Source organism: Streptomyces sp. NPDC057623 (genome assembly GCF_042800355.1).
GTDB lineage: Bacteria > Actinomycetota > Actinomycetes > Streptomycetales > Streptomycetaceae > Streptomyces.
The window spans coordinates 1-24,125 of the sequence record NZ_JBHVGZ010000045.1 but is presented as its reverse complement, the minus strand read 5'-3'; the positions used below and the strand labels follow the sequence as shown (position 1 = coordinate 24,125).

Annotated in this window: 22 protein-coding genes; 5 read left to right on the top strand and 17 right to left on the bottom strand. The window is 72.0% G+C overall.

All coding sequences use genetic code 11. The annotated features are described in order from the left end of the window. Positions 1-72 precede the first annotated feature (72 nt). From ACFU95_RS33745 to ACFU95_RS33735, 3 genes are all read right to left on the bottom strand, one after another. The gene (locus ACFU95_RS33745; protein ID WP_383835640.1) at positions 73-195 is read right to left on the bottom strand and encodes a hypothetical protein; all 123 of its coding nucleotides are present in this window, start codon (positions 193-195) and stop codon (positions 73-75) included. 156 nt (positions 196-351) lie between these two features. Next, a complete protein-coding gene (locus tag ACFU95_RS33740; RefSeq protein WP_383835637.1) occupies positions 352-936 on the bottom strand; it encodes a hypothetical protein in 585 nt (194 codons plus the stop codon). Positions 937-954: 18 nt separating this feature from the next. Then, complete coding sequence (locus ACFU95_RS33735; protein WP_383835634.1) at positions 955-2,253, bottom strand: MFS transporter; 1,299 nt, start codon at positions 2,251-2,253, stop codon at positions 955-957. A gap of 161 nt (positions 2,254-2,414) precedes the next feature. Here ACFU95_RS33735 and ACFU95_RS33730 point away from each other — a divergent pair, with 161 nt between their 5' ends. Beyond that, on the top strand, positions 2,415-4,466 hold the full coding sequence (locus tag ACFU95_RS33730; protein ID WP_383835631.1) for a phosphocholine-specific phospholipase C: 2,052 nt from the start codon (positions 2,415-2,417) through the stop codon (positions 4,464-4,466). Positions 4,467-4,472: 6 nt separating this feature from the next. Here the strand turns inward: ACFU95_RS33730 and ACFU95_RS33725 are convergent, their stop codons facing one another. After that, entirely contained in the window at positions 4,473-5,453 is a 981-nt protein-coding gene (locus tag ACFU95_RS33725; RefSeq protein WP_383835628.1) for a hypothetical protein, read from the bottom strand. Further along, positions 5,450-6,256 carry a phosphatase PAP2 family protein gene (locus ACFU95_RS33720; RefSeq protein ID WP_383835625.1) on the bottom strand — a complete coding sequence of 269 codons (807 nt, stop codon included), beginning with the start codon at positions 6,254-6,256 and terminating at the stop codon, positions 5,450-5,452. Before ACFU95_RS33720 ends, ACFU95_RS33725 begins: the two co-directional genes overlap by 4 nt. 215 nt (positions 6,257-6,471) lie before the next feature. On the opposite strand from ACFU95_RS33720, the gene ACFU95_RS33715 reads away from it, so the two are divergent. After that, complete coding sequence (locus tag ACFU95_RS33715) at positions 6,472-7,086, top strand: TetR/AcrR family transcriptional regulator C-terminal ligand-binding domain-containing protein (protein WP_383835623.1); 615 nt, start codon at positions 6,472-6,474, stop codon at positions 7,084-7,086. Positions 7,087-7,249: 163 nt separating this feature from the next. On the opposite strand, the gene ACFU95_RS33710 is transcribed toward ACFU95_RS33715, so the two are convergent. The 3 genes from ACFU95_RS33710 to ACFU95_RS33700 all read right to left on the bottom strand — a co-directional run bounded on the left by ACFU95_RS33710 (position 7,250) and on the right by ACFU95_RS33700 (position 10,878). After that, positions 7,250-8,284, bottom strand: coding sequence for a DUF2510 domain-containing protein (locus tag ACFU95_RS33710; protein ID WP_383835620.1), 1,035 nt, complete (start codon positions 8,282-8,284; stop codon positions 7,250-7,252). A 94-nt stretch (positions 8,285-8,378) separates the two neighbouring features. Continuing rightward, a complete protein-coding gene (locus ACFU95_RS33705) occupies positions 8,379-9,533 on the bottom strand; it encodes an anhydro-N-acetylmuramic acid kinase (protein WP_383835617.1) in 1,155 nt (384 codons plus the stop codon). A gap of 4 nt (positions 9,534-9,537) precedes the next feature. Continuing rightward, a complete protein-coding gene (locus tag ACFU95_RS33700; protein WP_383835614.1) occupies positions 9,538-10,878 on the bottom strand; it encodes an MFS transporter in 1,341 nt (446 codons plus the stop codon). Positions 10,879-11,090: 212 nt separating this feature from the next. Between ACFU95_RS33700 and ACFU95_RS33695 the strand changes: the two genes are divergently transcribed. Next, on the top strand, positions 11,091-13,766 hold the full coding sequence (locus ACFU95_RS33695; protein WP_383835611.1) for an ATP-binding protein: 2,676 nt from the start codon (positions 11,091-11,093) through the stop codon (positions 13,764-13,766). 37 nt (positions 13,767-13,803) lie between these two features. Here the strand turns inward: ACFU95_RS33695 and pcaD are convergent, their stop codons facing one another. Genes pcaD through ACFU95_RS33660 form a run of 7 tightly spaced genes read right to left on the bottom strand, consistent with a single transcriptional unit; the run spans position 13,804 to position 20,276 of the window. After that, the gene (gene pcaD, locus ACFU95_RS33690) at positions 13,804-14,922 is read right to left on the bottom strand and encodes a 3-oxoadipate enol-lactonase (RefSeq protein ID WP_383835608.1); all 1,119 of its coding nucleotides are present in this window, start codon (positions 14,920-14,922) and stop codon (positions 13,804-13,806) included. Beyond that, positions 14,919-16,250: a 3-carboxy-cis,cis-muconate cycloisomerase gene (gene pcaB, locus ACFU95_RS33685; RefSeq protein WP_383835605.1), complete on the bottom strand. Its 1,332-nt coding sequence runs from the start codon at positions 16,248-16,250 to the stop codon at positions 14,919-14,921. Before pcaB ends, pcaD begins: the two co-directional genes overlap by 4 nt. Continuing rightward, complete coding sequence (gene pcaG / locus ACFU95_RS33680) at positions 16,247-16,852, bottom strand: protocatechuate 3,4-dioxygenase subunit alpha (protein ID WP_383835602.1); 606 nt, start codon at positions 16,850-16,852, stop codon at positions 16,247-16,249. The genes pcaB and pcaG overlap by 4 nt, the downstream gene beginning before the upstream one ends. Before the next feature lie 6 nt (positions 16,853-16,858). Continuing rightward, positions 16,859-17,632, bottom strand: coding sequence for a protocatechuate 3,4-dioxygenase subunit beta (pcaH, locus tag ACFU95_RS33675; protein WP_383835599.1), 774 nt, complete (start codon positions 17,630-17,632; stop codon positions 16,859-16,861). Between the two features lie 18 nt (positions 17,633-17,650). Beyond that, the gene (locus ACFU95_RS33670) at positions 17,651-18,853 is read right to left on the bottom strand and encodes a thiolase family protein (protein WP_383835596.1); all 1,203 of its coding nucleotides are present in this window, start codon (positions 18,851-18,853) and stop codon (positions 17,651-17,653) included. Then, positions 18,850-19,494, bottom strand: coding sequence for a CoA transferase subunit B (locus tag ACFU95_RS33665; RefSeq protein WP_383835593.1), 645 nt, complete (start codon positions 19,492-19,494; stop codon positions 18,850-18,852). Before ACFU95_RS33665 ends, ACFU95_RS33670 begins: the two co-directional genes overlap by 4 nt. A 2-nt stretch (positions 19,495-19,496) precedes the next feature. Continuing rightward, the gene (locus tag ACFU95_RS33660) at positions 19,497-20,276 is read right to left on the bottom strand and encodes a CoA transferase subunit A (RefSeq protein ID WP_383835590.1); all 780 of its coding nucleotides are present in this window, start codon (positions 20,274-20,276) and stop codon (positions 19,497-19,499) included. Positions 20,277-20,485: 209 nt separating this feature from the next. On the opposite strand from ACFU95_RS33660, the gene ACFU95_RS33655 reads away from it, so the two are divergent. Beyond that, positions 20,486-20,950 carry a MarR family winged helix-turn-helix transcriptional regulator gene (locus tag ACFU95_RS33655; RefSeq protein ID WP_383835587.1) on the top strand — a complete coding sequence of 155 codons (465 nt, stop codon included), beginning with the start codon at positions 20,486-20,488 and terminating at the stop codon, positions 20,948-20,950. A 65-nt stretch (positions 20,951-21,015) separates the two neighbouring features. On the opposite strand, the gene ACFU95_RS33650 is transcribed toward ACFU95_RS33655, so the two are convergent. Further along, positions 21,016-21,978: a DUF3048 domain-containing protein gene (locus ACFU95_RS33650; RefSeq protein ID WP_383835584.1), complete on the bottom strand. Its 963-nt coding sequence runs from the start codon at positions 21,976-21,978 to the stop codon at positions 21,016-21,018. A gap of 262 nt (positions 21,979-22,240) precedes the next feature. Between ACFU95_RS33650 and ACFU95_RS33645 the strand changes: the two genes are divergently transcribed. After that, positions 22,241-23,431 (top strand): zinc-dependent alcohol dehydrogenase, encoded by a 1,191-nt coding sequence (locus tag ACFU95_RS33645; protein WP_383835581.1) that lies wholly within the window; start codon positions 22,241-22,243, stop codon positions 23,429-23,431. A 64-nt stretch (positions 23,432-23,495) separates the two neighbouring features. Here the strand turns inward: ACFU95_RS33645 and ACFU95_RS33640 are convergent. Next, the coding region (locus ACFU95_RS33640) for an ATP-dependent DNA ligase (RefSeq protein ID WP_383835578.1) at positions 23,496-24,125 on the bottom strand (630 nt) is incomplete at its 5' end.

Genomic DNA, 24,125 nt, shown 5'->3' with positions numbered 1-24,125 from the left:
TCATCGCGGACGCCGGGGCCGAGAGAGCCGACTCCTCCAGGGGGCCGCCGGAATCCCGCTCGAAGGCCGACTTCATCGACCGCCGGTGTTGACCTCCACCGAGGTCAGACCGTTCTCCTTGCGGATGTCGAGCGCGTCGGTGAGGGTCCGGTCGTGCGGACAGTCAGCCAGGAGGCCCGGGAGCAGGCCCGGCACGCGGTCGCCGCCGCGTGGAGCGCCTGGACGAGAACCGCACCGAGCCCCGAGGGGTGGTCCTCATCCCGCGGCTCGTCGTGCGCGGGACCATCGCCGGGCCGCGCGACGGCTGACCACGCGAGGTCATGTTCGGCTCGGCTTCGGTTCAGCCTCGGCTCACCCCGAAGGAGCCTCGAAGCTGAGGCCCAGGTGGCGGCGGAGACCTTCACGCTGCTCGGCGGTGGCCAGGACCATGAAGTCGTCGTCCAGGTGCGGGCCTTCCTGCTCGACACAGCGGAAGTCCCTGGGGTCGTCGTCGGGGCTGAGCGCTTCGATGGCCTGCTGCGCCGCTCCCATGTCGAGGTAGTCGTTCGACTCCTGCTCGATGCCGAAGGAGAACTGCTTGCCGTTGCACACGAAGTGCATCCGGCCCAGGCCGCAGTCCTCGTCGTCCGGGTGGGACTTCTCGAAGCGGTAGTCGGAGACGGTGACCTTGCCGCCGGTGAGCGCCGCGGCCTCGTTCAGCAGCCACTCGTAGTGCTCGTCGGCGAAGTCGACGTCCTCGGAGTGGATGGACACGGCCACTCCGAAGGATTCGAGGGCTTCGGCGATTTCGTGACGTCGCCCGATCGGCTCGGCCGCGTAGGCGGCGGCCTCGTCCAGGACGCTCCGGGCCTCGTCCTCGGTGATCATTCCGAGGCCGGTGAGGACTTCGGCTATCCGGACATGGGAAACAGCGGAAACCGCCTGGGTGTGCGCCATACGGGCATCCTGCCAGGCTCACCGCTGAAGCGGCTTGTGCGCGGTCTCCGGAAGGCGCAGGTACACCAGCGACGAGCACAGGCACAGTGCGGCGACGTACCAGGGGAAGAGGTCCGCGTGACCCAGCTCCTTGAACAGCGTCCCGACGTACGGCGCCGTACCCCCGAACATCGCGACCGTCAGCGAGTAGGGGAACCCGATGCCCGCCGCCCGCACCCGGGGCGGGAACACCTCGGCGTTCACGGCCGCGCTGACCGAGGTGAACCCGGTCAGCAGCACCATGCCCGCGCACTGCACGAGCAGCAGCACCGCGAAGGAGTCGTGCAGGGCGTGCAGCAGCGGGACGGTGAGGAGGGTGAAGCCGAGGCCGAAGAAGAGCAGGAGGGGACGGCGGCCGAAGCGGTCGGAGAGGAGGCCGCCGAGGGGCTGGAGCAGGGCGAAGAAAGCCAGCGAGATCGTGCCCGCGAGCAGCGCGTCCGACTTCTCGATGCCCGCGTTGAGTTCGGCGTAGGTCGGCAGGTACGACGTCCAGGTGTAGTACGCGATGGTGCCGCCCGCGGTGATGCCGCAGATCAGCAGGGACTGGCGCGGGTGGCGGCGCAGCGCCTCCAACAGGCCGGGGCGCGGCGCCTGTCGCTGCTCGGTGCTCCTCGTCTCCTCGGCGCCCTGGCGGATCCAGAAGCCGACCAGGCTGAGCACGGCACCGAGGACGAACGGCACCCGCCAGCCCCAGCCGTTCATCTGCCCGTCGTTCAACGTGTCCACGAGCAGGGTCGCGATGCCGGACGCGACCAGCTGCCCGACGGTCGTCGACACGTACTGGAAGCTGGAGAACAGCCCGCGCCGGCCCGGTCCCGCCGACTCGACCAGGAAGGTCGTCGACGCCGCGAACTCACCGCCCACCGACAGCCCTTGGAGCAGCCGCGCGAGGACCAGGACCACCGGAGCGAGGACGCCGGCCGTCTCGTAGGCCGGGGTCAGGCCGACCAGGAGGCTGCTGCCGCCCATCAGCAGGATGGTGACCGTCAGGGCGGAGCGCCGGCCGCGGCGGTCCGCGATCGCGCCCATGAGCAGTCCGCCCACCGGCCGCATGAAGAAGCCCACCGCGAAGACCGCGAACGTCGACAGCAGCGGCACCAGGGAGTTGTCCGCGCTCTTGGGGAAGACCTCGGCCGCGATGTAGGTGGCGAGGAAGGTGTAGGCGTACCAGTCGTACCACTCCACGGCGTTGCCGACCGAGGCGGCGAGGAGCTGGCGTACGGGCCGTGAGGTCGGCGGGGAATCCGTGCGCGTCGTCTCTGTCATGATCGCGACCATCCCCGCACCCCGGCCCCGGCACACCTCCCGTACCGACGACTTTCACACGAGCGCCACCGGACCCTTCCCTGACGTTTGGTGCTCCTGGAACACTCCTTCCGCGCGGCTTCCGTCACCAGCCGGCCGGTCAAATCCCCCCTATGGGAAGAGGTCCCACACTCATGCCCGAAGTCAATCGCCGCAGATTCCTCCAACTCGCGGGCGCGACCACGGCGTTCACCGCTCTGTCGAGCAGCATCCAGCGGGCCGCCGCCATCCCGGCGAACCACCGCACGGGGTCGATCGAGGACGTCGAGCACATCGTCGTCCTGATGCAGGAGAACCGTTCCTTCGATCACTACTTCGGCAAGCTGCGCGGCGTCCGCGGCTTCGGTGACCCGCGCCCGGTGAAGCTGGACAACGGCAGGTCGAACTGGCACCAGTCGGACGGCACCAAGGACATCCTGCCGTTCCACCCGGACGCCGACGACCTGGGCATGCAGTTCCTGGAGGGCCTCCCGCACGGCTGGACCGACGGCCAGCAGGCCTACAACGGCGGCAAGTACGACAAGTGGATCCCCGCCAAGGGCACCACGACCATGGCGTACCTGACCCGTGAGGACATCCCCTTCCACTACGCCCTCGCCGACGCCTTCACCGTCTGCGACGCCTACCACTGCTCCTTCATCGGCTCGACCGACCCGAACCGCTACTACATGTGGACGGGCCACACGGGCAACGACGGTACCGGCGGCGGCCCGGTCCTCGGCAACGACGAGCTCGGCTACGGCTGGACGACCTACCCCGAGCGCCTGGAGCAGGCGGGCGTCTCCTGGAAGATCTACCAGGACATCGGCGACGGCCTGGACGCGGCCGGCTCCTGGGGCTGGATCCAGGACGCCTACCGCGGCAACTACGGCGACAACTCGCTGCTGTACTTCAACAAGTACCGCGACGCCAAGGCCGGTGAGCCCTGGTACGACAAGGCCCGCACCGGCACCGACGCCAAGAACGGCGACGGCTACTTCGACCTGCTGAAGGCCGACGTCAAGGCCGGGAAGCTGCCGAAGATCTCCTGGATCGCCGCCCCCGAGGCCTTCTCCGAGCACTCGAACTGGCCCTCCAACTACGGCGCCTGGTACATCGCCCAGGTCCTGGACGCCCTCACCTCCAACCCGGAGGTCTGGTCGAAGACGGCCCTGTTCGTCACCTTCGACGAGAACGACGGATTCTTCGACCACGTGGTGCCGCCGCTCCCGCCGAAGGACGCCTCGCGGGGCAAGTCCACCGTCGACGTCTCGCTCGACCTCTACAAGGGCGACAGCAACCGCCCGGCCGGCCCCTACGGCCTCGGTCCGCGGGTGCCGATGCTGGTCGTCTCCCCGTGGAGCAAGGGCGGGTACGTCAACTCCGAGACCCTCGACCACACCTCGATCCTGCGGTTCATGGAGCGCCGCTTCGGCGTCAAGGAGACGAACATCTCGCCCTGGCGCCGGGCCATCTGCGGCGACCTGACCTCGGCCTTCGACTTCTCCCGCAAGGACAGCCGCCCCGCCGCGCTGCCGGAGACGGACGAGTACGAGCCGCAGGACCGCGAGCGGCACCCCGACTACAAGCCGACACCGCCGGCCGACCCGGACATGCCCCGCCAGGAGCGCGGCCCGCGCCCCACCCGGCCGCTCAAGTACGCCCCGCACGTGGACGGCTCCGTCGACGCCGCGGCCGGCAGGTTCACGCTCGCCTTCGCCTCGGGGGCCAAGGCCGGTGCCGCCTTCCACGTCACGTCCGGCAACCGCACCGACGGCCCCTGGACGTACACCACGGAGGCCGGCAAGAGCATCGCGGACACCTGGAACTCGGCGTACTCGAACGGCTCGTACGACCTGACCGTGCACGGCCCGGCCGGCTTCGTGCGCTGGTTCAAGGGGTCGAACAAGGCGGCGGGCGCCGAGGTCACCGCCCGGCACTCGGGTGACGACGTCGAGCTGACCTTCACCAACAAGGGGGCGGCGAGCGTTCGTCTGAAGGTCGCCAACGGGTACGGCGGTCGCGCCACGACGGTGACCGTGCGGCCCGGCGCCACCGTGTGCCGCACGGTCGACCTCGCCGGGAGCCGGCGCTGGTACGACCTGACCGTCACCGCCGACGCCGACCCGGCGTTCCTGCGGCGGTTCGCCGGGCACGTCGAGAACGGGCGGCCGGGTGTGAGCGACCCGGCGATCATCACGGAGTAGCCGGGTTCACAGCGGTGTGAGATGCCCCGGCCGCGGTTGGCGGGGCATCAACGCCGGCTCCTGTGCCGCCGACTCGGGCTCCAGGGCCAGTACGGCGGCCACCGGGTGCTCGTCGCCGGTCGCGTGGGAGTGCGTGACGTCCGGGACTGGGGAGTGCGTGACGCCGGGCTCGGGCGTCGCCCGGCTGAGCAGCACCACGCCCCAGGACGCCAGCCCCGCCCCGGCCAGCGCCAGCAGGATGCCCGCCGCGCCGCCCTGCAGCCGCTCGCCGAGCAGGACGAGCCCGATCACCGCGGCGGCCAGCGGGTTGGCCAGCGTCACCACGGCCAGCGGGGCGCCCAGGCCACCCCGGTAGGCGGTCTGCGACAGCAGCAGTCCGCTCGCCGCGAGGGCCGCGACCAGCAGCGCCACCCCGGCCACCTGGAGGCTGAGCAGCGGGGCGGAGTGGTCCGTCACGGCCACCGTCACGGTCTGTGTGAGCGCCGAGCCGACCCCGGAGGCGAAGCCGGACTCTTCCTCTCCCCCCCCTCCCCCCCCTCCCCCCCCCCGCGACAGCATGCCGATCAGCATCACCGTCACCGCGGCCACCGCCAGGGCCTCGGACGTGCTCAGTACCTCGTCGGGCGCGTGCGCGGACGCCGTGACGAGGATCGCCGCCAGGCCGAGCAGCGTCAGCGCCGTGCCGCGCCACTCGACCGCGCTGACCCGCCGCCCCGCGATGCGCGCGCCCAGCGGCACCGCGGCCACCAGGGTGAGCGCACCGAGCGGTTGCACCACGGTCAGCGGACCGTACTTCAGGGCCACGACGTGCAGCAGGGCGCCGGAGCCGTTGAGGAGGACCGATCCCCACCAGGCGCCGGAGCCCACCAGCCGGCGCAGCCCCGACCCGGGTGCGCGGGCGGCCAGTCGCTCCTGTGCGACGGCCGCGGCGGCGTAGGCGGCGGCGGAGAACAGGGACAGGACGACGGCGACAAGGGTGGCGTTCATCGGCCCGCTCCCACGAGTACGGATTCCTCGTCCCGGGCTGCCGGTACGAGCTGGTCGGCGCCGCGTCCGGCTGTGGTCGCGGTGCGCCGCGGCAGGTTGATCACCGCGAGCGCGATGCCGAGCATGGCCGTCGCCACGATCGCGTCGAGCCAGTAGTGGTTGGCCGTGCCGACGATGACCAGCAGGGTCAGCAGCGGGTGCAGCAGCCACAGCCAACGCCACCGTGAGCGGGTCGCCACGATCAGGCCGATCGCCACCAGCAGGGCCCAGCCGAAGTGCAGCGAGGGCATCGCCGCGAACTGGTTCGAGAGGTGGTCGGTCTCGGGTGAGCCGTACACGGAGGGGCCGAAGACCTGCCCGGTGTCGATCAGGCCGGTCGCGGCGAGCATGCGCGGCGGGGCCAGCGGGAACGCCAGATGCACCACCAGGGCGGCGGCGGTGACCGCGGCGAGGACGCGGCGGGCCCAGACGTAGTGGGCGGGGCGGCGCAGATACAGCCAGACCAGGAAGGCCGCGGTGGCCGGGAAGTGAACGGTCGCGTAGTAGGTGTTCGCGACGTGTACGAGCGTGTCGCCGTGCAGCAGGAGGCGCTGCACCGAGCCCTCGCCGGGCAGATGGACGGCTCGTTCCAGGTCCCATACGCGGTCGGCGTTGCGGAACGCCTCGCCGGTGTGGCCCGTGGCGAGCTGCCGGCCGAACTTGTAGACGAGGAAGAGCCCTACGACGAGCAGGAGCTCCCGGACGAGCGGAGGCCGCGCTATCGCGTCGGTATCCGCCTGAGAAGGCTCGGTGCGGCCATTCATTCCCCCGGCCCTTTCGCTGAACGGTGGGTGGTGCTGGAGCATCGGTACGGCAGCGTACCGATACGTCTCGGTACCGAAACGCTGGTGTACCGATACGCCACTGTACCGATACGGCGGCGTTCCGGTACAGTGGCGTATCGATAGACGTGCGACACACTGGAAGCGCGGCCTCGGACACACCGCGGGGCCGCCGCAGCGAGTGAGGAGGAGAGCCGATGACGTCGCAGGCCGCGGACGGACCGGAGACGGTCGCCGCCTCGCGCCGCTCCAAGATCACGCCCCAGCGTGAGCAGGAGTTCTTCGACGCCGTGCTCGAACAGATCCGCGCGTGCGGCTACGACGCCGTCACCATGGAGGGCGTCGCCAGCAGCACGCGATGCAGCAAGTCCACGCTGTACCGGCAGTGGAAGACCAAGCCCCAGTTCGTGGCGGCGGCCCTGCGCGCGAGCCGGCTCACCCGCTTCGAGGGCATCGACACCGGCACGCTCGCCGGTGACCTGCGCGAGGCGGCGCGGGCCGCAGGGGCGTGGTCCGGCAAGGACACGCGGCTGTTCCAGGCGCTGGGACACGCCGTGATGGAGGACCCGGAACTCAAGTGCGCGCTGCGCGAGGCCCTCGTCGACCCCGAGATCGACGCGCTGCGCCAGGTTCTCCGGCGTGGGGTGGAACGCGGGGAGGTCGCCGCCGATCATCCCGCGCTGGAGTACATCCCGGTCCAGATCTTCGGAGTGCTGCGCGCCCGGCCCGTACTGGAGGGCGAGGACGCCGACCCCGACTATCTCGTCCGCTTCGTGGAGGCCGCCGTGCTGCCGGCACTGGGCCTCACCTGAGACTCAGGCCGCCGTCCACGGGATGACTGGACGGCGACCTGTTCCGCGCCGCACCGTGGGGACGGGGGCGGCGCGCACCCCCCGGCCGGGTGGGGTTCCTCTTGAGCGGAGAGGCGCCCCACCCGGCCGCATCATGTCCGGGGTGCGTGGGACAGAGGGCGCGTCAGACGTCCTGGCCGTTGCCGCCGCCGGTGGACACCTTGATGCCCTTGGCGATCTCGTCGAGGACCGACTGTCCCTCGCTCACGTCGACGCCGAGTCGGACCACGACGATCTGCCGCTCACTGACCGGCGAGGGGAAGGCGAGCGACTCGACGTAGCCGTCGGATCCCTTGCTCGTCACCGCCTTCCAGCGGACCATGTAGCCCTTCTGACCGGCCACGGTGACCGCCTTCGAGGCCAGCACCTCGTGCGAGGTGATCTCGCCGTACCCCTTGCCGTACGACTCGTCGGCGTTGGCCGCGATGTCCGCCTTGGCGACTTCCTCGGCCGTGTCGCCCTTGGTGCCGTGCGCGAGCGCGGGTGCCGAGTAGGCGCCGCCCTTCATACAGGTCTGGGAGGTGTCGGAAGGGCACTTGTACGTCTCGTCCGACCCGACATGCGCACCCCAGTTGATCTGCTGGCCGTACCAGCCGTCCGGGATGGGGAGGCTGATCCCGCTCACGGCGTCGGTCACCGAACCGCTGTCCACCTTCGGCGCCTCGGACTGGTCGGGTGCGGGCGACTGTCCGCCGGAACCGCCCTCGCCGCCCCCGGAGCCGCCGTTGCCACCACCGGAGTCGCCGAAGGGGCCGCCCTGACCTCCTCCGGGCCCGCCCTGGCCGCCCTGACCACCTTGTCCGCCCGAGCCGCCCTGCCCCTGCTGCTGGGAGTTGGCGCTGCCGCCGCCCGAGCCGTCGTCGGCGGTCAGCGCGTACACGCCGACGCCGATGCTCGCGAGGACCACCGCGGCCACTCCCACGGCTATCCCGGTGCGCAGACCGCGCCGCCCGCCGGACTGTGGCCGGCCGGGATAACCGGGATGCACCGGATACGCCCCGCCGGCCGCCAACTGCTCCGGAGGACCCCATACGTCGGTCGACCCCGCGGGCCGGACCTGGTCCGTCCATGCCTTGCCGTCCCACCAGCGCTCGGTGGGCGGACCATCACTTTTCTGCCCCGGGTCGGGGTACCAGCCGGGAGGAGTCACCTGCGTCATGCGCCCACCGTATGAGGTGTCGGTGAAAGTCGGATGAGAGGAACCGGCCCCGGACCCACGGAATCCGGCCCCGCACCCGCGCTTTCGGCCGGGCTCACTCCAGGACGAGCCGTACCGGGAGCCTTTCGGCGGGCGGGGGAAGCCGCAGCCCGTCCCGGCCCGGGGTGATGGAGCCGAGCACGCGCGCGTGGCGGGCGCCCGTGGCCGACGGTGCGGTTCCGGGGAGCCCGTGTGCGGTCAGGAAGCCCAGTACGGCGAAGGCGTACGCCTCTTTCGCCGCGGCCGGCAGCCCCAGCGCGTCGGACGTGCGCAGCACGACCCCGGGCAGCCGTTGTCCGAGCATCGTCATCAGGACGGGGTTACGGGTGCCGCCACCCGAGGCGACCACCTCGGTGGCGCCCGCCGCGCGCACGGCGTCGGCGACCGTCCACGCGGTGAGCATGGTCAGCGTGGCGACGACGTCCTCGGCGGGCAGGGTCGCGAACCCGGCCAGCGCGTCTCGCAGATGGCCCAGGTGGAACAGCTCCTTGCCGGTCGTCTTCGGGGCGGGCAGCGCGTAGTAGGGCTCCTCCAGAAGGCGCCGCAGCAGCGGTTCATGGACCGTGCCGCGACCGGCCAGCGCCCCGTCCACGTCGTACGCCAGCCGTCCGCCGCTGAACCCCCGCGCCGCCGCGTCGATCAGCGCGCAGCCCGGCCCGGTGTCGAAGGCCGTGCCGTCGGGTGCGGTGAGGTTGGCGATCCCGCCGATGTTGAGGGCGACGGGGGTGCCGGGCCGGCCGCGCAGCCACAGCAGGTCGACCAGGCTGACCAGCGGGGCGCCCTGTCCGCCGGCCGTGATGTCGCGTGGCCGGAAGTCGGCGACCACGGGCAGCCCGGTCGCCTCGGCGATCCACGCGGGCTGCCCGAGTTGCAGAGTGCCGTGGACCTTCCCCTCCTCGGCCCAGTGGTAGACCGTCTGCCCGTGCGAGGCGACCAACTCGGCGCGCCCGTCGCACAGTTCACGGTCGGCGCGGACGGCCGCCGACGCGAGGGCCTGCCCGATCCGCGTGTCGAGCCGGCACACCTCGGCCATCGAGGTCGTCCCCGGCGGCAGCGCCGCCCCGAGCTCCTCCCGCAGCGCCTCGTCGTACACCTCGCTCACCAGCCCCAGCGGCTTGAGGACCAGGCCGTCGCCGACGAGGCTCAGATCGGCGGCCGCGGCGTCGACGGCGTCGTACGAGGTGCCCGACATCAGACCGATCACCCGCATTCGCTCAACCCGCCTTTCCCTTCGCTTCCTTCGCTCGCGTCGCCTTCCGCGCCCCCTCGGCCGCGGCCGTCGGCTCCCGCACCCACGCCTTCGGTACGGTGGCGAGCGCGAGGACGCTCACCGCGCAGGTCGCGGCCGCGTAGTACGCGGGGATGTCCACGTTCCCGGTCCGTTCGACCGTCTCCGTGATGATGAGTCCGGCACAGCCCGAGAACACCGCATTGGACAGGGCGTAGGCGAGTCCCAGCCCGGTGTGACGGACGTTCGTCGGGAACAGTTCCGCGAGCATCGCCGGACCCGGTCCCGCCATCAGCCCCACCACGGCACCCGCGCCCCACACTGCCGCACCCTTCACGGTGAGGGAAACGCCGGGGTCCTGGAGAAGGTTGAGCAGCGGCACCGCGAGCACCACCACCAGCACCGCCCCCGTCAGCATCACCGCCCGCCGTCCGATCCGGTCGCTGAGCCACCCAGCCGGCAGGATCGTCACCGCGAAACCGAGGTTGGCCAGCACCGTGGCGACCAGCGCCTGCTGGAAGGACGCGTCCAGCGTGGACTGGAGGTACGACGGCAGCACGACCAGGAAGGTGTACCCGGCCGCCGCCCATCCCATGATCCGCCCGGCGCCCAGCGCGATCGCCGCCGCGACCTCGGACCCCCTCGGCCGCTCGGCCGCCCGCTCCTCGCGGAACACCGGCGTCTCGTCCAGCCGCAGCCGCAGCCACAGAGCGCCCAGTCCCAGCGGCAACGTCAGCAGGAACGGCAACCGCCAGCCCCAGTCGCCCAGTTGGGCCTCGGTGAGCACCGTGGCCAGCAGTGCCGCCGCCCCCGCGCCGGCCAGCAGCCCCAGAGCCACCGTGAACGACTGCCACGAGCCGTACAGACCCCGTCGCCCGGGTGGCGCGAACTCGGTCATCACCGACACCGCGCCCCCGAACTCCCCACCCGCCGACAGACCTTGGAGCGCCCTCAGGAACGTCAGCAGCCACGGGGCGAGAGCGCCGACCGTGTCGTACGTGGGCAGCGCGCCGATCAGTGTCGTCGCCCCGGTCATCAGCGCGATCACCAGGATCAGCACCGGACGCCGGCCGATCCGGTCGCCGAGCCGGCCGAACACGGCCGCTCCGACCGGCCGGAAGAAGAACGCCAGCGCGAACGACGCGTACGTCCTCACCAGTGCCTCGGCCTCGCTGCCGCCCTCGGGTGTGAAGAAGCGCGCCGCGATGATCGTCGCGAAGTAGCCGTAGACGCCGAACTCGTACCACTCGATGAAGTTGCCGACCGAACCCGCGACGAGTGCCTTGCGGGGCCGGGCCGGGACCCGGTCGGAGAATGTCGGCGCCATGTCCGTGGCTCCTGTCTCGAAGAGCGGTTGAGCGGCTGGATTTTGACTGTCAGTCAGTTTCGCCCGGGCTGGTTGCGGGCCCTGCGCGTCGCCCGCGCGCACCCGTTGTCACCCATCACGGCAACAGCTGCCCGGACCCGCCTCCACTTAGCCAATAGGACGGCTACGCTCGAGGTCTGTACGTCGTTCGGGCGACTTGGGGAGGTAGCGGGATGACGGAGGTACGGCCCACACAGGCCGCCTCGGCCTCCCTGTGGGAGCGCGACGAGGAAGTCGCCGCCGTCGAGCGGGCACTCGACACCCTGTGCGCGGACAGGTCCTCCTCGGGCAGTCTCCTGGTGCTTCGGGGCGAGGCCGGAATCGGCAAGACCGCGCTGCTGGCCGAAACACGCCGTATCGCGGAGGCCCGCGGCTGCCAGGTGTGGTCCGCCCGGGGCAGCGAGACCCTGAGTTCCGTTCCCTTCAACGTCGTCCGGCAGCTGCTCCAGCCCGCCCTGCTGTCACTGATGCCCGAAGAGGCACGCGAGTACCTCGGCGACTGGTACGACATCGCCGGACCCGCCCTCGGCATCACGGAACCCGGCGAGCGCCAGGCCGACCCGCAGGGCGTGTGCGACGGGCTGGTGGCGGCGGTACGCCGGCTGGCCCGGCGCGACTGGCCGCTGGTGCTGATGGTCGACGACGCCCACTGGGCCGACCAGGAGACCCTGCGCTGGCTCGCCGCCTTCGCCGAGCGCCTCGGCGAGCAGAACGTCCTGGTCGTGGTGGCCCGCCGCCCCGGCGAGGTGAGCGGCGACAGCGCCCGCCACCTCGACGCGGTCGCCGCCGCGGGCGGCTCCGTCGCCACCCTGAGCGCCCTCACCCCGGACGCCACCGCCGGTCTCACCCGCACCACCCTGGGCGCGCACGCCGACGCCCCCTTCTGCCGCGAGGTCTGGGCGGTGACCGGCGGCAACCCGTACGAGACCGTCGAACTCCTCGCCAAGGTGCAGGACAGCGAGTTCGAGCCGACCGAGTCCGCCGCCGGCGAGCTGCGCGCCCTGAACCGCGCGGCGCGCGGCGGCGGCCTGGTCGCCCGCCTGGAGACGCTCGGCATCGAGGCCACCCGGTTCGCCTGGGCGGCCGCGATCCTCGGCACCGGCATCTCCGTCGACCTGGTGGCCGAGCTCGCCACCATGAGCGTGGACGAGGCAGTGCGCTGCGCCGACCTGCTGCGCACCGCCCGCATCCTCACCGTGCCCGACCCGGCCGGCGCCCAACCGCACGACGGCGAGCTGGAGTTCGTCCACCCGCTGATCGCCACCGCCGTCTACAACTCCATCCCCGACGCACTGCGCACCGCGATGCACGGCATCGCCGCCCGAGTCGTCACCGACAACGGCCGCGGCGCCGCGGTCGCCGCCCGCCACCTCCTGGAGGTCCACCCGGACAACGACGAGGAACTCGTCGAGCAGCTGCGCGAGGCGGCCCGCGAACACCTCGCCGTCGGCGCCCCCGACGCGGCCCGCCGCTGTCTGGAGCGCGCCCTGCTGGAACCGCCCCTGCCCGAGGCCCACGCCCGCGTGCTCCACGAACTGGGCTGCGCCACCCTCCTCACCGCGCCCGCCACCACCATCGACCACCTCCAGACCGCCCTCGCCATGCCCGGTCTCGACGGCGGCGAACGCGTCGACGCCGTCTACCGCCTCTCCCAGGCCCTGCTCCACAACGACCAGCTGGAAGAGGCCGTCCGCACCGTCGAGGCGGAGGCCGCCCGGCACCAGGCCGGCCCCGCCAGGCTCCGGCTCCAGGCCGTGCAGTTCATGTGGGAGGGCATCCACGCGGGCGAGGCCACCTCCCCGGAGCGCTCCGCACGCCTCGCCGAACTCGCCGGGACCTGCGCCGGCCGTGACAACTCCGAGCGCGCCCTGCTCATCCTGCGCGGCTTCGACGTCATGGCCCGCGGCGAGAGCGCCGAGGAGGTCGCCGAACTCTGCGACCGAGCCCTCGTCAACGGCCGCCTCGCCCCCGGACTCGGCTGGACCGACCCGGAGTGGGGCATCGAGCTGCTGATGATGCTGGCCAACTCCTACGCCTTCACCGACCGCCTGGACCGGGCCGAGTCCCTCTACAACGAGGCACTGCGCGCCTACGAGTCCGCCGGCTGGAGCGGCGGCCACCTCGCCCTGGCCCACGCCTACGTCGGCGTGGGACACCGCAGGCGCGGCCGGCTCCGCGAGGCCGAGGCATCCCTGCGCAAGTCGCTGGCGCTCGCCGAGCGCGTCGGCCGCCGACTGCCCCTGCACTGGTCCGCGACCTGCAACCTCGTCGACACGCTGCTCGCCCGCGGGCACGTCGACGCGGCCTGGGAGATCGCCGAGCAGTACGGCTTCGCCCCGCCCTACCCGTCCACCATCGTCCTGCCGGACCCGCGCTCGGTCCGCGGCCGCCTGCTCCTGGCTGTCGGCCGCACCAAGGACGGCATCAACGAGCTGGAGGCGGCGGAGAAGGCGGCCGCCGTACGGGGCCACCACAACCCGGTGCTGGTCCCCTGGGCCGTGGACCTGGCCCGTGCCCTGGCCAACGAGGACCCGCCGCGCGCCGCCCGGCTGGCCACCGACGTCCGCCGGCACGCCGAGCGGCTCGGCACCGACACCGCCATCGGCGAGGCCCTGCGCTGCGCCGCCGCCCTGGAGACCGGCCAGCGTGCGGTACGCCTCGCCGAGCAGGCCGTCACCTACCTGGAGGCATCGCCCTGCCAGTACGAACACGCGGCCGCCCGCGTCGAGTACGGCATCGCCGCCCGCTCGACCGCGGAACTCCAGCGCGGGCTGACGCTGGCGCGGTCGTGCGGGGCGGACGGGCTGGTTGCCCAGGCGGAGGCGGCGTTGCTGTCGGGCGTGGTGTGAGACGGCTGCTCGCAGGCCGGGTACGGGGCCGGCAGAGTCACCCTTCCTCTTCCGCAAGGACGCGCTGGGCCGCCGCGAAGGCCGAGTTCGCCGCCGGAACCCCGCAGTACACGGCCGTCTGGAGCAGTACGGCCCCGATCTCCTCAGGGGTCAGCCCGTTGCGCCGGGCCGCCCGGACATGCATGGCCAGCTCGTCGTAGTGGCCGTGGGCCACCAGCGCCGTCAGGGTGATCATGCTGCGCTCGCGGCGGCTGAGCGTCGGGTCGGTCCAGATCTCGCCCCAGGCGTAGCGCGAGATGAAGTCCTGGAAGCGTGCCGTGAACGGCGTCTGGCGGGCCTGTGCCCGGTCGACGTGGGCGTCACCGAGCACCTCGCGCCGCACCTCCATGCCCCGCTTGGCGCCCTCGCCGAGGTGCGCGCGCAGGGCGCTCAGCACGGCCTGCGGGCACTGCGCCGGGGCCAGATGCGAGGCCCCCGGGAGCTCGACGAGCGCGGCACCGGGAACGGCGTCCGCGATCTCCCGCAGATGCGGCGGCGGCGTCGCCGGATCCTCCCGTCCCGCGATCAGCAGCGTGGGCGCTGAGATCTCGGCCAGCCGTTCGCGCAGGTCGAAGGCGGCCAGCGCGTCGCAGCAGGCGGCGTACGCGTCCGGATCGGCGTCGCGGTGGTCCCGGACCAGCTCCGGCACGGTGAAGCCGGAGGTGAACCAGCGGTCGTTCGCGCCCGCGGCGAGCCTCGCCAGCCCGTGACCGCGCACCACCGCGGCCCGCTCCTCCCACGGCTTGGCGCCGTTGAAGTGCGCCGATGAACAGATCACGGCCAGCGAGGAGACCCGCTCGGGATGGTGCACGGCCAGGTGCAGCCCCACCGCACCACCCAGCGACACCCCCGCGTACGCGAACCGCCCGATGCCGAGCGAGTCGGCGAGCGCGAGGACCAGGTCGGCGAGGTCGCCGACCGTCGCGCCCGCGCCGATGAGATCGGCCGCCGAACCCCCGTGCCCCGGCAGATCCCAGCGGACCACCCGATGGGTGATCGACAGCTCGGGCGCGACCTTGTCCCACAGGGCGTACGAGGTGCCGAGCGAGGGGCCGAGAAGCAGCGGCGGAGCGGAAGCGGAGCCCTCGGCACGGTGGTTGAGGAGTTTCTCGGTCAACGTCGCTCCAGAGCACGGTCGGTGAGGGTTCCGGCGGAGCCGGTGTATCGGGCGGGGTCGGCGAGTTCGTCGAGGTCGACGTTCTTCAACTCGGGCTCTTCGGCGAGCAGTTCACGCAGACTGCGCCCTTCGGCGTAGGTCCGCTGGGCGAGGTCCGTGAGCAGGGCCTTGGCGCGGGCCCGGCCCAGCACGGGGGCCAGCTCGGCGGACAGCCGCTCGGAGACGACCAGTCCGTGGGTGAGGTCGAGGTGCTCCCGCATGACGTCGGGCCTCACCCGCAGCCCCTCGGTCAGCTCCGCGGCGTCCCGGGCGGCCCCGCCGGCCAGCCGCAGCAGGTCCCTGAGCGGCTCCCACTCGGCGTGCCAGGCGCCGGCCGGCCGCTCGTCCTGCGCGGCCAGCGACCCGTACAGGGTGGCCGCCAGCTGAGGCGCCCGCCGTGCCGCGGAGTCGATCAGGGTGGCCCGTACGGGATTGGACTTGTGCGGCATGGCGGACGAACCCCCGCCGCTGCCCTCCGCGACCTCGGCGATCTCGGTGCGGGCCAGGATCAGGACGTCCACGGCGACCTTGCCGAGCGCGCCCGCCGTGACGGCGAGGCATCCGGCGAGATCCGCGATCGGCGTCCGCAGGGTGTGCCAGGGCAGCTCGGGCGTCCGCAGGCCGAGCTCGCGGGCGTACGCCGCCGGCAGCGCGGTCGGCTCGCTCGCGCCGTACGCCCCGAACGCGGCCAGCGTCCCTGCCGCGCCGCCCAGTTGGGCGGGCAGCGAGTCCCGTACGGCCGTCACCCGGTCCCGCGCGTCCAGCACCAGCGACCGCCATCCGGCCGCCTTCAGCCCGAACGTCGTCGGTACGGCGTGCTGGGTGAGCGTCCGGCCCGCCATCGCGGTGTCGCGGTGGTCGGCGGCGAGCCGGGCCAGGGCCCGCTGGGTGCGGTCGAGGTCGGCCAGTACGACGTCCAGCGTGCGACGCGCGACCAGCATCGTGGCCGTGTCCAGGATGTCCTGGCTGGTCGCACCCCGGTGGACATACGGGCCGTACTCCGCACCGACGGCCCCGGTCAGATCGGCGACCAGGGGGATGACGGGGTTGCCGCCGCAGCGCGCACGCTCGGCGAGGGACCGTACGGCGAAGCGGCCGGCGTCGGCGGCCTCGGTGACCGCGGTCGCCGCCTCGGCCGGGGCCAGGCCCAGCGCGGACTGCGCCCGGGTGAGCGCGGCCTCCGCGTCCAGCAGCGCCTGGAGGTAGGCGCCGTCGCCGGTCGCGGAGGCGGCGGGGGAGCCTGCCCACCCGGGGGCGAGCAGGCCGGTGTCCGGATCGGGAGAAGTCACTGGAACTCCAGGAAGACCGTCTCGCCTTCGCCCTGAAGGCGGATGTCGAAACGGTAGGTGCCATCGCGCTGCTCCCGCGCGATCAGCGTGTCGCGCCGCTCCGCCGGCACCCGGGCGAGCAGCGGGTCCGCGGTGAGGGCCGCGTCGTCGCCCGGCAGGTAGATCCGTGTGTACAGATGCACCAGCAGGCCGCGCGCGAACACGCACACGCTGATGTACGGGGCGCTCCGCCCGCGCGCGCCCGGCCGCAGCGTCCGCGCCGTCCAGTGCCCGTTGGCGTCGGTCTGGACGCGGCCCCACCCGGTGAACTCCACGCCGTTGCGGCCCAGGTAGCCGCCGGTCGCCGGGTCGCGCCGGATCGAGCCGTCGACCTGCGGGACGTTGCCGTCGGGGTCGGCGCTCCACAGCTCCACGAACGCGTCGGGAAGCGGGTTTCCCTCGCCGTCGTGGACGTAGCCCTGGAGGGCGATGCCGTCCGGGTGTCCGAGGGGCGCGATGTCGCCGCCGCCGGGGAAGGGCAGGGCGTGCCCGTAGAAGGGGCCGACCGTGTGCGACGGGGTCGGGAGCACGGTCTCCGGGCGGCTCGTGTCGATCTTCGTCATAGCAGGTCAGCGTCCCTCTTCGATCCAGGTGGCGGTCGGTCCGTCGAGGACGATGTCCCAGTGGTAGCCCATCGAGAACTCCGGCACCGACAGGCTGTGGTCGTACGTCGCGACCAGCCGCTGCCGGGCCGCGTCGTCCGTCACCGACTGGATGATCGGGTCGTACGGGAACAGCGGGTCGCTCGGGAAGTACATCTGTGTCACCAGCCGCTGGGTGAACGCTGTACCGAAGAGTGAGAAGTGGATGTGGGCCGGCCGCCAGGCGTTGACGTGCTGGCGCCACGGGTACGGGCCCGGCTGGACGGTGGTGAAGCGGTAGAAGCCGCTGTCGTCGGTCAGCGTGCGGCCGACGCCCGTGAAGTTCGGGTCCAGCGGGGCGTCGTGCTGCTCGCGCTGGTGGGCGTAGCGGCCGGCCGAGTTCGCCTGCCAGACCTCGATCAGCTGGCCGCGCAGCGGACGGCCGTCACGGTCGAGGAGCCGGCCCTCGACGGTGATGCGCTCGCCGACCGGCTCGCCGTTGTGCTGCCGGGTGAGGTCGTTGTCGATCTCGGTGATGTCCCGCTCGCCGAAGGCGGGGGAGTGCAGCTCCACCAGCTCCGGGTCCTTGCTGACGTCGATCGCGATCGGCGGCTGCTTGGGGTGGCGCAGCACCGAGGAGCGGTAGGGCGTGTAGTCGCGGCGCGGCTGGTGCTCGACGGGGCCACCGTCGGCGACGCGCTTCTCGTAGGCGGCGCGCTCGGCCGCGATCTCCTGGTCGATGTCGTGCTGAGTGAGAGTCATGGGGGATCCCGCGTTTCCTTAACGTTCGAGGACGAGGGCGAGGCCCTGGCCGACGCCGATGCAGAGGGTTGCGACGCCGACGCCGCTGCCCTTGCGGGCTAGTTGGTGGGCGACGGTGCCGGCGAGGCGGGCTCCGGAGGCGCCGAGGGGGTGACCCAGGGCGATGGCACCGCCCTGGGGGTTGAGGATCGCCGGGTCGAACTCGGGCCATTCGGCGACACAGCCCAGCACCTGGGCGGCGAAGGCCTCGTTCAGTTCCAGGACCGACAGGTCGTCGAACGTCCTGCCCGCCTTGGTGAGGGCTCGGTTGACGGCTTCGACGGGGGCGAGGCCGAAGTAGTCGGGGTCGAGGGCGTGCACGCCGGTGGTGGAGATCCGGGCGAGCGGTTCGCGGCCGGTGGCCTTCAGTCCCTCCTCGTCGACGAGGAGCAGGGCGGCGGCTCCGTCGTTGAGGGGCGAGGCGTTGCCCGCGGTGACCGTGCCGTTCTCCTCGCGGAAGGACGGCTTGAGCTTCGCCATCGCCGCGCGGGAGGCGTCGGCCCGTACGGACTCGTCGGCGGCGAAGAGGAGCGGGTCGCCCTTGCGCTGCGGGATGGACACGGGGGCGAGCTCGGCATCGAAGAGACCCCGCTGCTGGGCCGCGGCCGCCTTCTGGTGCGAGGCCAGCGCGTACTCGTCCTGCTGCTCGCGGCTGATCTTGTGCTTCTCGGCGATGAGTTCGGCCGACTCGCCCAGCGGGACGGTCCATTGCGGTGCCATCCGCGGGTTGACCATGCGCCAGCCCAGGGTGGTGGAGTACAGCTCCGTGTGAGCGGCGGGGAAGGGCTTGTCGGACTTGGGCAGCACGTACGGCGCCCGGGTCATCGACTCGACGCCGCCGGCCACGGCGATGTGCGCGTCGCCGGCGGCGATGGCGCGGGCCGCCTGGATGACTGCCTCCAGGCCGGAGGCGCACAGCCGGTTGACGGTGACGCCGGGCACGGAGGTGGGAAGGCCGGCGAGGAGCGCGGCCATCCTGCCCACGTTGCGGTTCTCCTCGCCGGCGCCGTTGGCGTTGCCGAAGTAGACGTCCTCGATGAGGGCCGGGTCCAGGTCGGGGGTGCGGACGAGGAGTTCACGCAGGGCGTGGGCGGCCAGGTCGTCCGGGCGGACGGAGGCGAGGGTGCCGTTGTAGCGTCCGATCGGGGAGCGGACCGCGTCCACGATGTAAACGGTGTTCACAGCAGATTCTCCGCGACGGTGAGTTTTGCGTCGGTCTTGGCGATGATCTCGTCAACGGCCACGCCTGGAGCGGTCTCGACGAGAACCAGCCCGTCCTGTGTCACGTCGATGACGCCGAGGTCGGTGATGACCCGGTTCACACACGCCTTGCCCGTGAGCGGCAGCGCGCACTCGGTGAGGATCTTCGCCGAGCCGTCCTTGGCGTTGTGGGTCATCACCACGATGACCGTGCGGGCCCCGTGCACGAGGTCCATCGCGCCGCCGATCCCGGTGATCATCTTGCCGGGGATGGCCCAGTTCGCCAGGTCACCGGAGGCGGAGACCTGCATGGCGCCGAGCACGGCGACATCGATGTGCCCGCCGCGGATCATCGAGAAGGAGAGCGCCGAGTCGAAGAAGGACGCGCCCGGCAGGACGGTGACGGTCTCCTTCCCGGCGTTGATCAGGTCCGGGTCGACCTGGTCCTCGGTGGGGTAGGGGCCGGTGCCCAGGATGCCGTTCTCCGACTCCAGGATCACCTCCACACCCTCGGGGAGGTAGTTCGGGATCAGCGTCGGCAGACCGATGCCGAGATTGACGTACTGCCCGTCCTGGAGTTCGCGCGCGGCCCGCGCCGCCATCTCTTCCCGTGTCCACGCCATGGCTAGCCCACCGTCCCTCGTGCCTCGGGCGCGGAAACCGTGCGCCGTTCGATGCCCTTGTCCGCCGCCTGCTCCGGGGTGAGCGCGACGACATGCTGCACGAAGATCCCCGGCAGATGCACCGCGTCCGGATCGATCTCACCGGGCTCCACGAGTTCCTCGACCTCGGCGATCGTGACCTTGCCCGCCATCGCCGCGAGGGGGTTGAAGTTGCGGGAGGACTTGTTGAACACCAGGTTCCCGTGCCGGTCCCCCTTGGCCGCCCGCACCAGGGCGAAGTCGGTACGGATGCCGCGCTCCAGCACGTACTCGGTGCCGTCGAACTCCCGTACCTCCTTCGGCGGTGAGGCGAGCGCGATCCCGCCGGAGCCGTCGTAGCGCCAGGGCAGTCCGCCGTCGGCGACCTGTGTGCCCACTCCGGCGGGGGTGTAGAAGGCGGGGATGCCGGCGCCGCCGGCCCGCAGCCGCTCGGCGAGCGTGCCCTGCGGGATCATCTCGACCTCCAGCTCCCCGGACAGGTACTGGCGGGCGAACTCCTTGTTCGCGCCGATGTAGGAGCCGGTCACCCGGGCGATGCGCCCTGCCGCGAGCAGCACGGCCAGGCCGGACTCCATCGCCCCGCAGTTGTTGGAGACGACCGACAGCCCGGACACGCCGCGCTGGTACAGCGCCTGGATCAGCACGTTCGGCACACCGCTCAGCCCGAAACCACCCACCGCCAGCGACGTGCCGTCACCCACATCGGCCACCGCCTCTAGGGCCGTGGCGACCACCTTGTCCATCCGAGAAGCCCCATCCCTTCCGAGCTCTCAGCACCCGGAATAGTCAGGGCACTGATTATTTATACGAGGTTGGCCCTCACGCTGCCACTGGAGCGAGAAGCCGTCAAGACCTCGGTAAATGCGAAACCCATGACCCGTTCATCCCGAAGACAGCCCCACCTCGGTCCGGTATTGTTCAGTGCACCGACGATTACGACCAGGGAGCGCGCATGGGCGCCGTGGACCTCACCACCCACCCCGGGCATCTGGCCCGGCGGCTCCAGCAGGCGCACTACCTGCTGTGGAACACGATGGTCTCCGAGGAGATCACCTCGCCCCAGTTCGCCGTCCTCAACGCGCTCGTCGCCGAGCCGGGCCTGGACCAGCGGACGGTGGGGGAGCGGGTGGGGCTCGACCGGTCCACGATCGCCGAGGTGATCAGCCGGCTCGGCCGCCGCGGGCTGCTCGACAAGGTCCGCGATCCGCAGGACGGCCGCCGCTTCCTGCTGCGCCTCACGGACGAGGGGCTGCGCACGCACAAGAAGCTGACCGTGCGCACGGCTCGGATGAACCAGGTCTTCCTGGCCCCGCTCGCCACCGATGAGCAGGCACTCTTCTTCGATCTGATCCGGCGCGTCGCGGACGCGGCCGAGGGGCTCCGCAACCCCTCGGAACCCCTCGTCGCACAATCCTGATCCTCGGTCCGGACGGTCACGCGCCCGTTCGTCGGCCGGTTCGTCGGCCCGCTCGCGCCCGTCGCTCAGGACGCGTTCGCGAACACCACCCACACCTGACCGTGCTGGAAGTTCACCGGCTTCCCGTCGTTGGTCGTGAACGTCGTGCCGTCCGTGGCCTTCGGACGCTTCCAGTCGACGTCGTAGGCGCGCCCGTCGCGCAGCACCCGCGCCTTCCCGGAGCCCACCGTCTCGGTGTACGGCGTGTTCTTGCCCAGGGAGTCGTGGAAGGTGGACTTGCGCACCTTCACGTACTGCACGACGACCGTCCCGGCCGCGACCGGCTTCCCGTCCGTCGTCTCGGCGGCCTTGCCGTCCATGGCGACGAGCCAGCGGTGCCGGCTCTCGGACCAGGTGAAGGTGTGCCGGGCCGCGAAGTAGCGCACCGTCTGCGAGGTGGTGGCCTTGCCGCCGGCCGGGGCGGCGCCGAAGCGGAAGCCGGTCGTCAGGGCCTGCGCCCCGGGGGCGGAGGCCATCAGCCGGTGGGGCCGCAGATACAGGTTGTGCGGCGAGGGACGGTACTTGCCGCGGAAGTACGCGCCGGCCGCCTTCTCGGGTGGCACCGCCTGCAAAGGAGCCTTGTCGATCAGGGGCAGTAGCTTGCCCTGCGCCCCGGAGAAGGCGAGCGTCGGCCGGTTGAACTGGCGCAGCAGCTCCAGATCGCTCTCACGTGCGCTGCGCACCGGCCCGATGGACTCGGGCAGCTTCGTCGCGTACACCGCCATCAGGCGGCTCAGTCCGCCCTCGACCTCCTCGACGTACACGACGTCGGCGGCGTTCAGGCCCGTGTGGGACCGGGCGGCACGGGCGTTGTCGATCTTCACGGCGAGCACCGAGGGGCTGTCCGCGCGGCTCTCGTTCCTGTCCCCGCTCTGGTTCGACGACGAGGGCGCAGGTGTCTTGCCGCGGCCGTCGTCACGCCGCCCGTCGGACGTCGTGCAGCCCGCTGCGAGGGAAGCCGTCAGTGCGGCGGCCAGCAGCCCCGCCATGGTCGTGGCGCGTCTCGTGCGCGTCCCTCGTCGCCTGCCCACCGTCGCCACCCGCAGCCACCCGCCCAGTCCGTGTCATCAATTGTGCGCTTATCTGTTCATAGGTGCACATACCCGCTCGGTGACGACCGGCCCCGTGAATCCGCCGATCGGCCCACACCGCCGACCCGTCGGCCGTACGAGCGATTCGGCGCGGGAGCGCGGGGGTACCCGGCGCCCACCGCACCAGCGGACGCACACGCCACGGAGGGAGCGCGGGGCGATGAGGGCAGTGACCTGGCAGGGCAAGCGCGACGTGCGCGTGGAGAACGTGCCCGATCCGACGATCCAGGAGCCGACCGACGCGGTCATCCGCATCACGTCCACCGGACTGTGCGGCTCCGACCTGCACTTGTACGAGGTACTGACGCCGTTCATGACTCCGGGGGACATCCTCGGGCACGAGCCGATGGGCATCGTCGAGGAGGTCGGCGCCGGGGTCCCGGACCTTCAGGCGGGCGACCGGGTCGTGGTGCCGTTCCAGATCGCCTGCGGCAACTGCTGGATGTGCCTGACCGGACTGCCGACCCAGTGCGAGACCACCCAGGTCACCGGCGAGGGCATGGGCGCCGCCCTGTTCGGCTACACCCGTCTGTACGGCGCGGTGCCGGGCGCCCAGGCCGAGTACCTGCGCGTCCCCCAGGCGCAGTACGGCCCGATCAAGATCCCGGAAGGGCCGGACGACGACCGGTTCGTCTACCTCTCCGACGTGCTGCCCACCGCCTGGCAGGCGGTCCGCTACGCCGAGGTCCCGGAAGGCGGCAGCGTCGCCGTGCTCGGCCTCGGTCCCATCGGCGACATGGCCTGCCGGGTCGCCCGGTTGCAGGGCGCCGAGCAGGTGTTCGGCGTGGACCTGGTGCCCGAGCGACTGCGACGGGCACGCGCGCGGGGTGTCGAGACGTACGACCTGAGGAGCTTCGACGACGAGAAGGAACTCGTGGCCGCCATCCGCGACATGACGGACGGCCGCGGCCCCGACGCCGTGATCGACGCGGTCGGCACCGAGGCCCACGGCAGTGCCGCCGCCAGGCTGGCCCAGTCGGCCTCGGCGATGCTGCCCCGCAAGATCAGCGGTCCGTTCGCCGAACGCTTCAGCGTCGACCGGCTCGCCGCCCTCCACACCGCCATCGACCTGGTGCGGCGCGGCGGCACGATCTCCCTGTCCGGCGTGTACGGCGGCATGGCGGACCCGATCCCGCTGCTCACCCTGTTCGACAAGCAGATCCAGATCCGGATGGGGCAGGCCAACGTGCGCCGCTGGACCGACGACATCCTGCCGTTCCTGACCGACGAGGACCCCCTCGGCGTCGACGACTTCGCCACCCACCGCGTGCCGTTGAGTGACGCCCCGCACGCGTACGAGATGTTCCAGCGCAAGCAGGAGGGCGCGGTCAAGGTGCTGATGAAGCCCTGAGCCCCGCTCCGCTCTGCCGGTCGCGCCCGGCGGACGCGGACGCCCGTCAGGTCTGCGGCGCCCGTCAGGTCCGCGGCGCGAAGATCTCCGCCAGGTCGTAGCGGACCGGCTCCTCCAACTGCGCGTAGGTGCAGCTCTCGGGGGTCCGGTCCGGGCGCCAGCGGCGGAAGCGGGCCGTGTGCCGGAAGCGGGCACCGTTCTCCATGTGGTCGTACGCCACCTCGGCCACCCACTCCGGTCGCAGCGGCACCCAGGACAGGTCCTTCTTGCCCGACCAGCGGCTCGGCGCGCCCGGCAGCCGGGCCGACTCATGGGCCGCCTCGTCGGCCCATGCCCCCCACGGGTGCCCCGCGACATCCGCCATGCGCAGCGGCTCCAGCTCCTCGATCAGTTCGGCACGCCGCTTCATGGGGAAGGCCGCCGACACACCCACGTGCTGGAGTGCGCCCCGGTCGTCGTAGAGACCGAGCAGCAGGGAGCCCACGATCGGCCCGCTCTTGTGGAGGCGGTAGCCCGCGACGACGACGTCCGCGGTCCGCTCGTGCTTGATCTTGAACATGGCCCGCTCGTCCTGGCGGTAGCGCAAGGTGAGCGGCTTGGCGATGACACCGTCCAGACCGGCGCCCTCGTACTGCTCGAACCATCCCTGGGCCGTGTCGATGTCGGTGGTCGCCGGCGCCACATGGACCGGCGC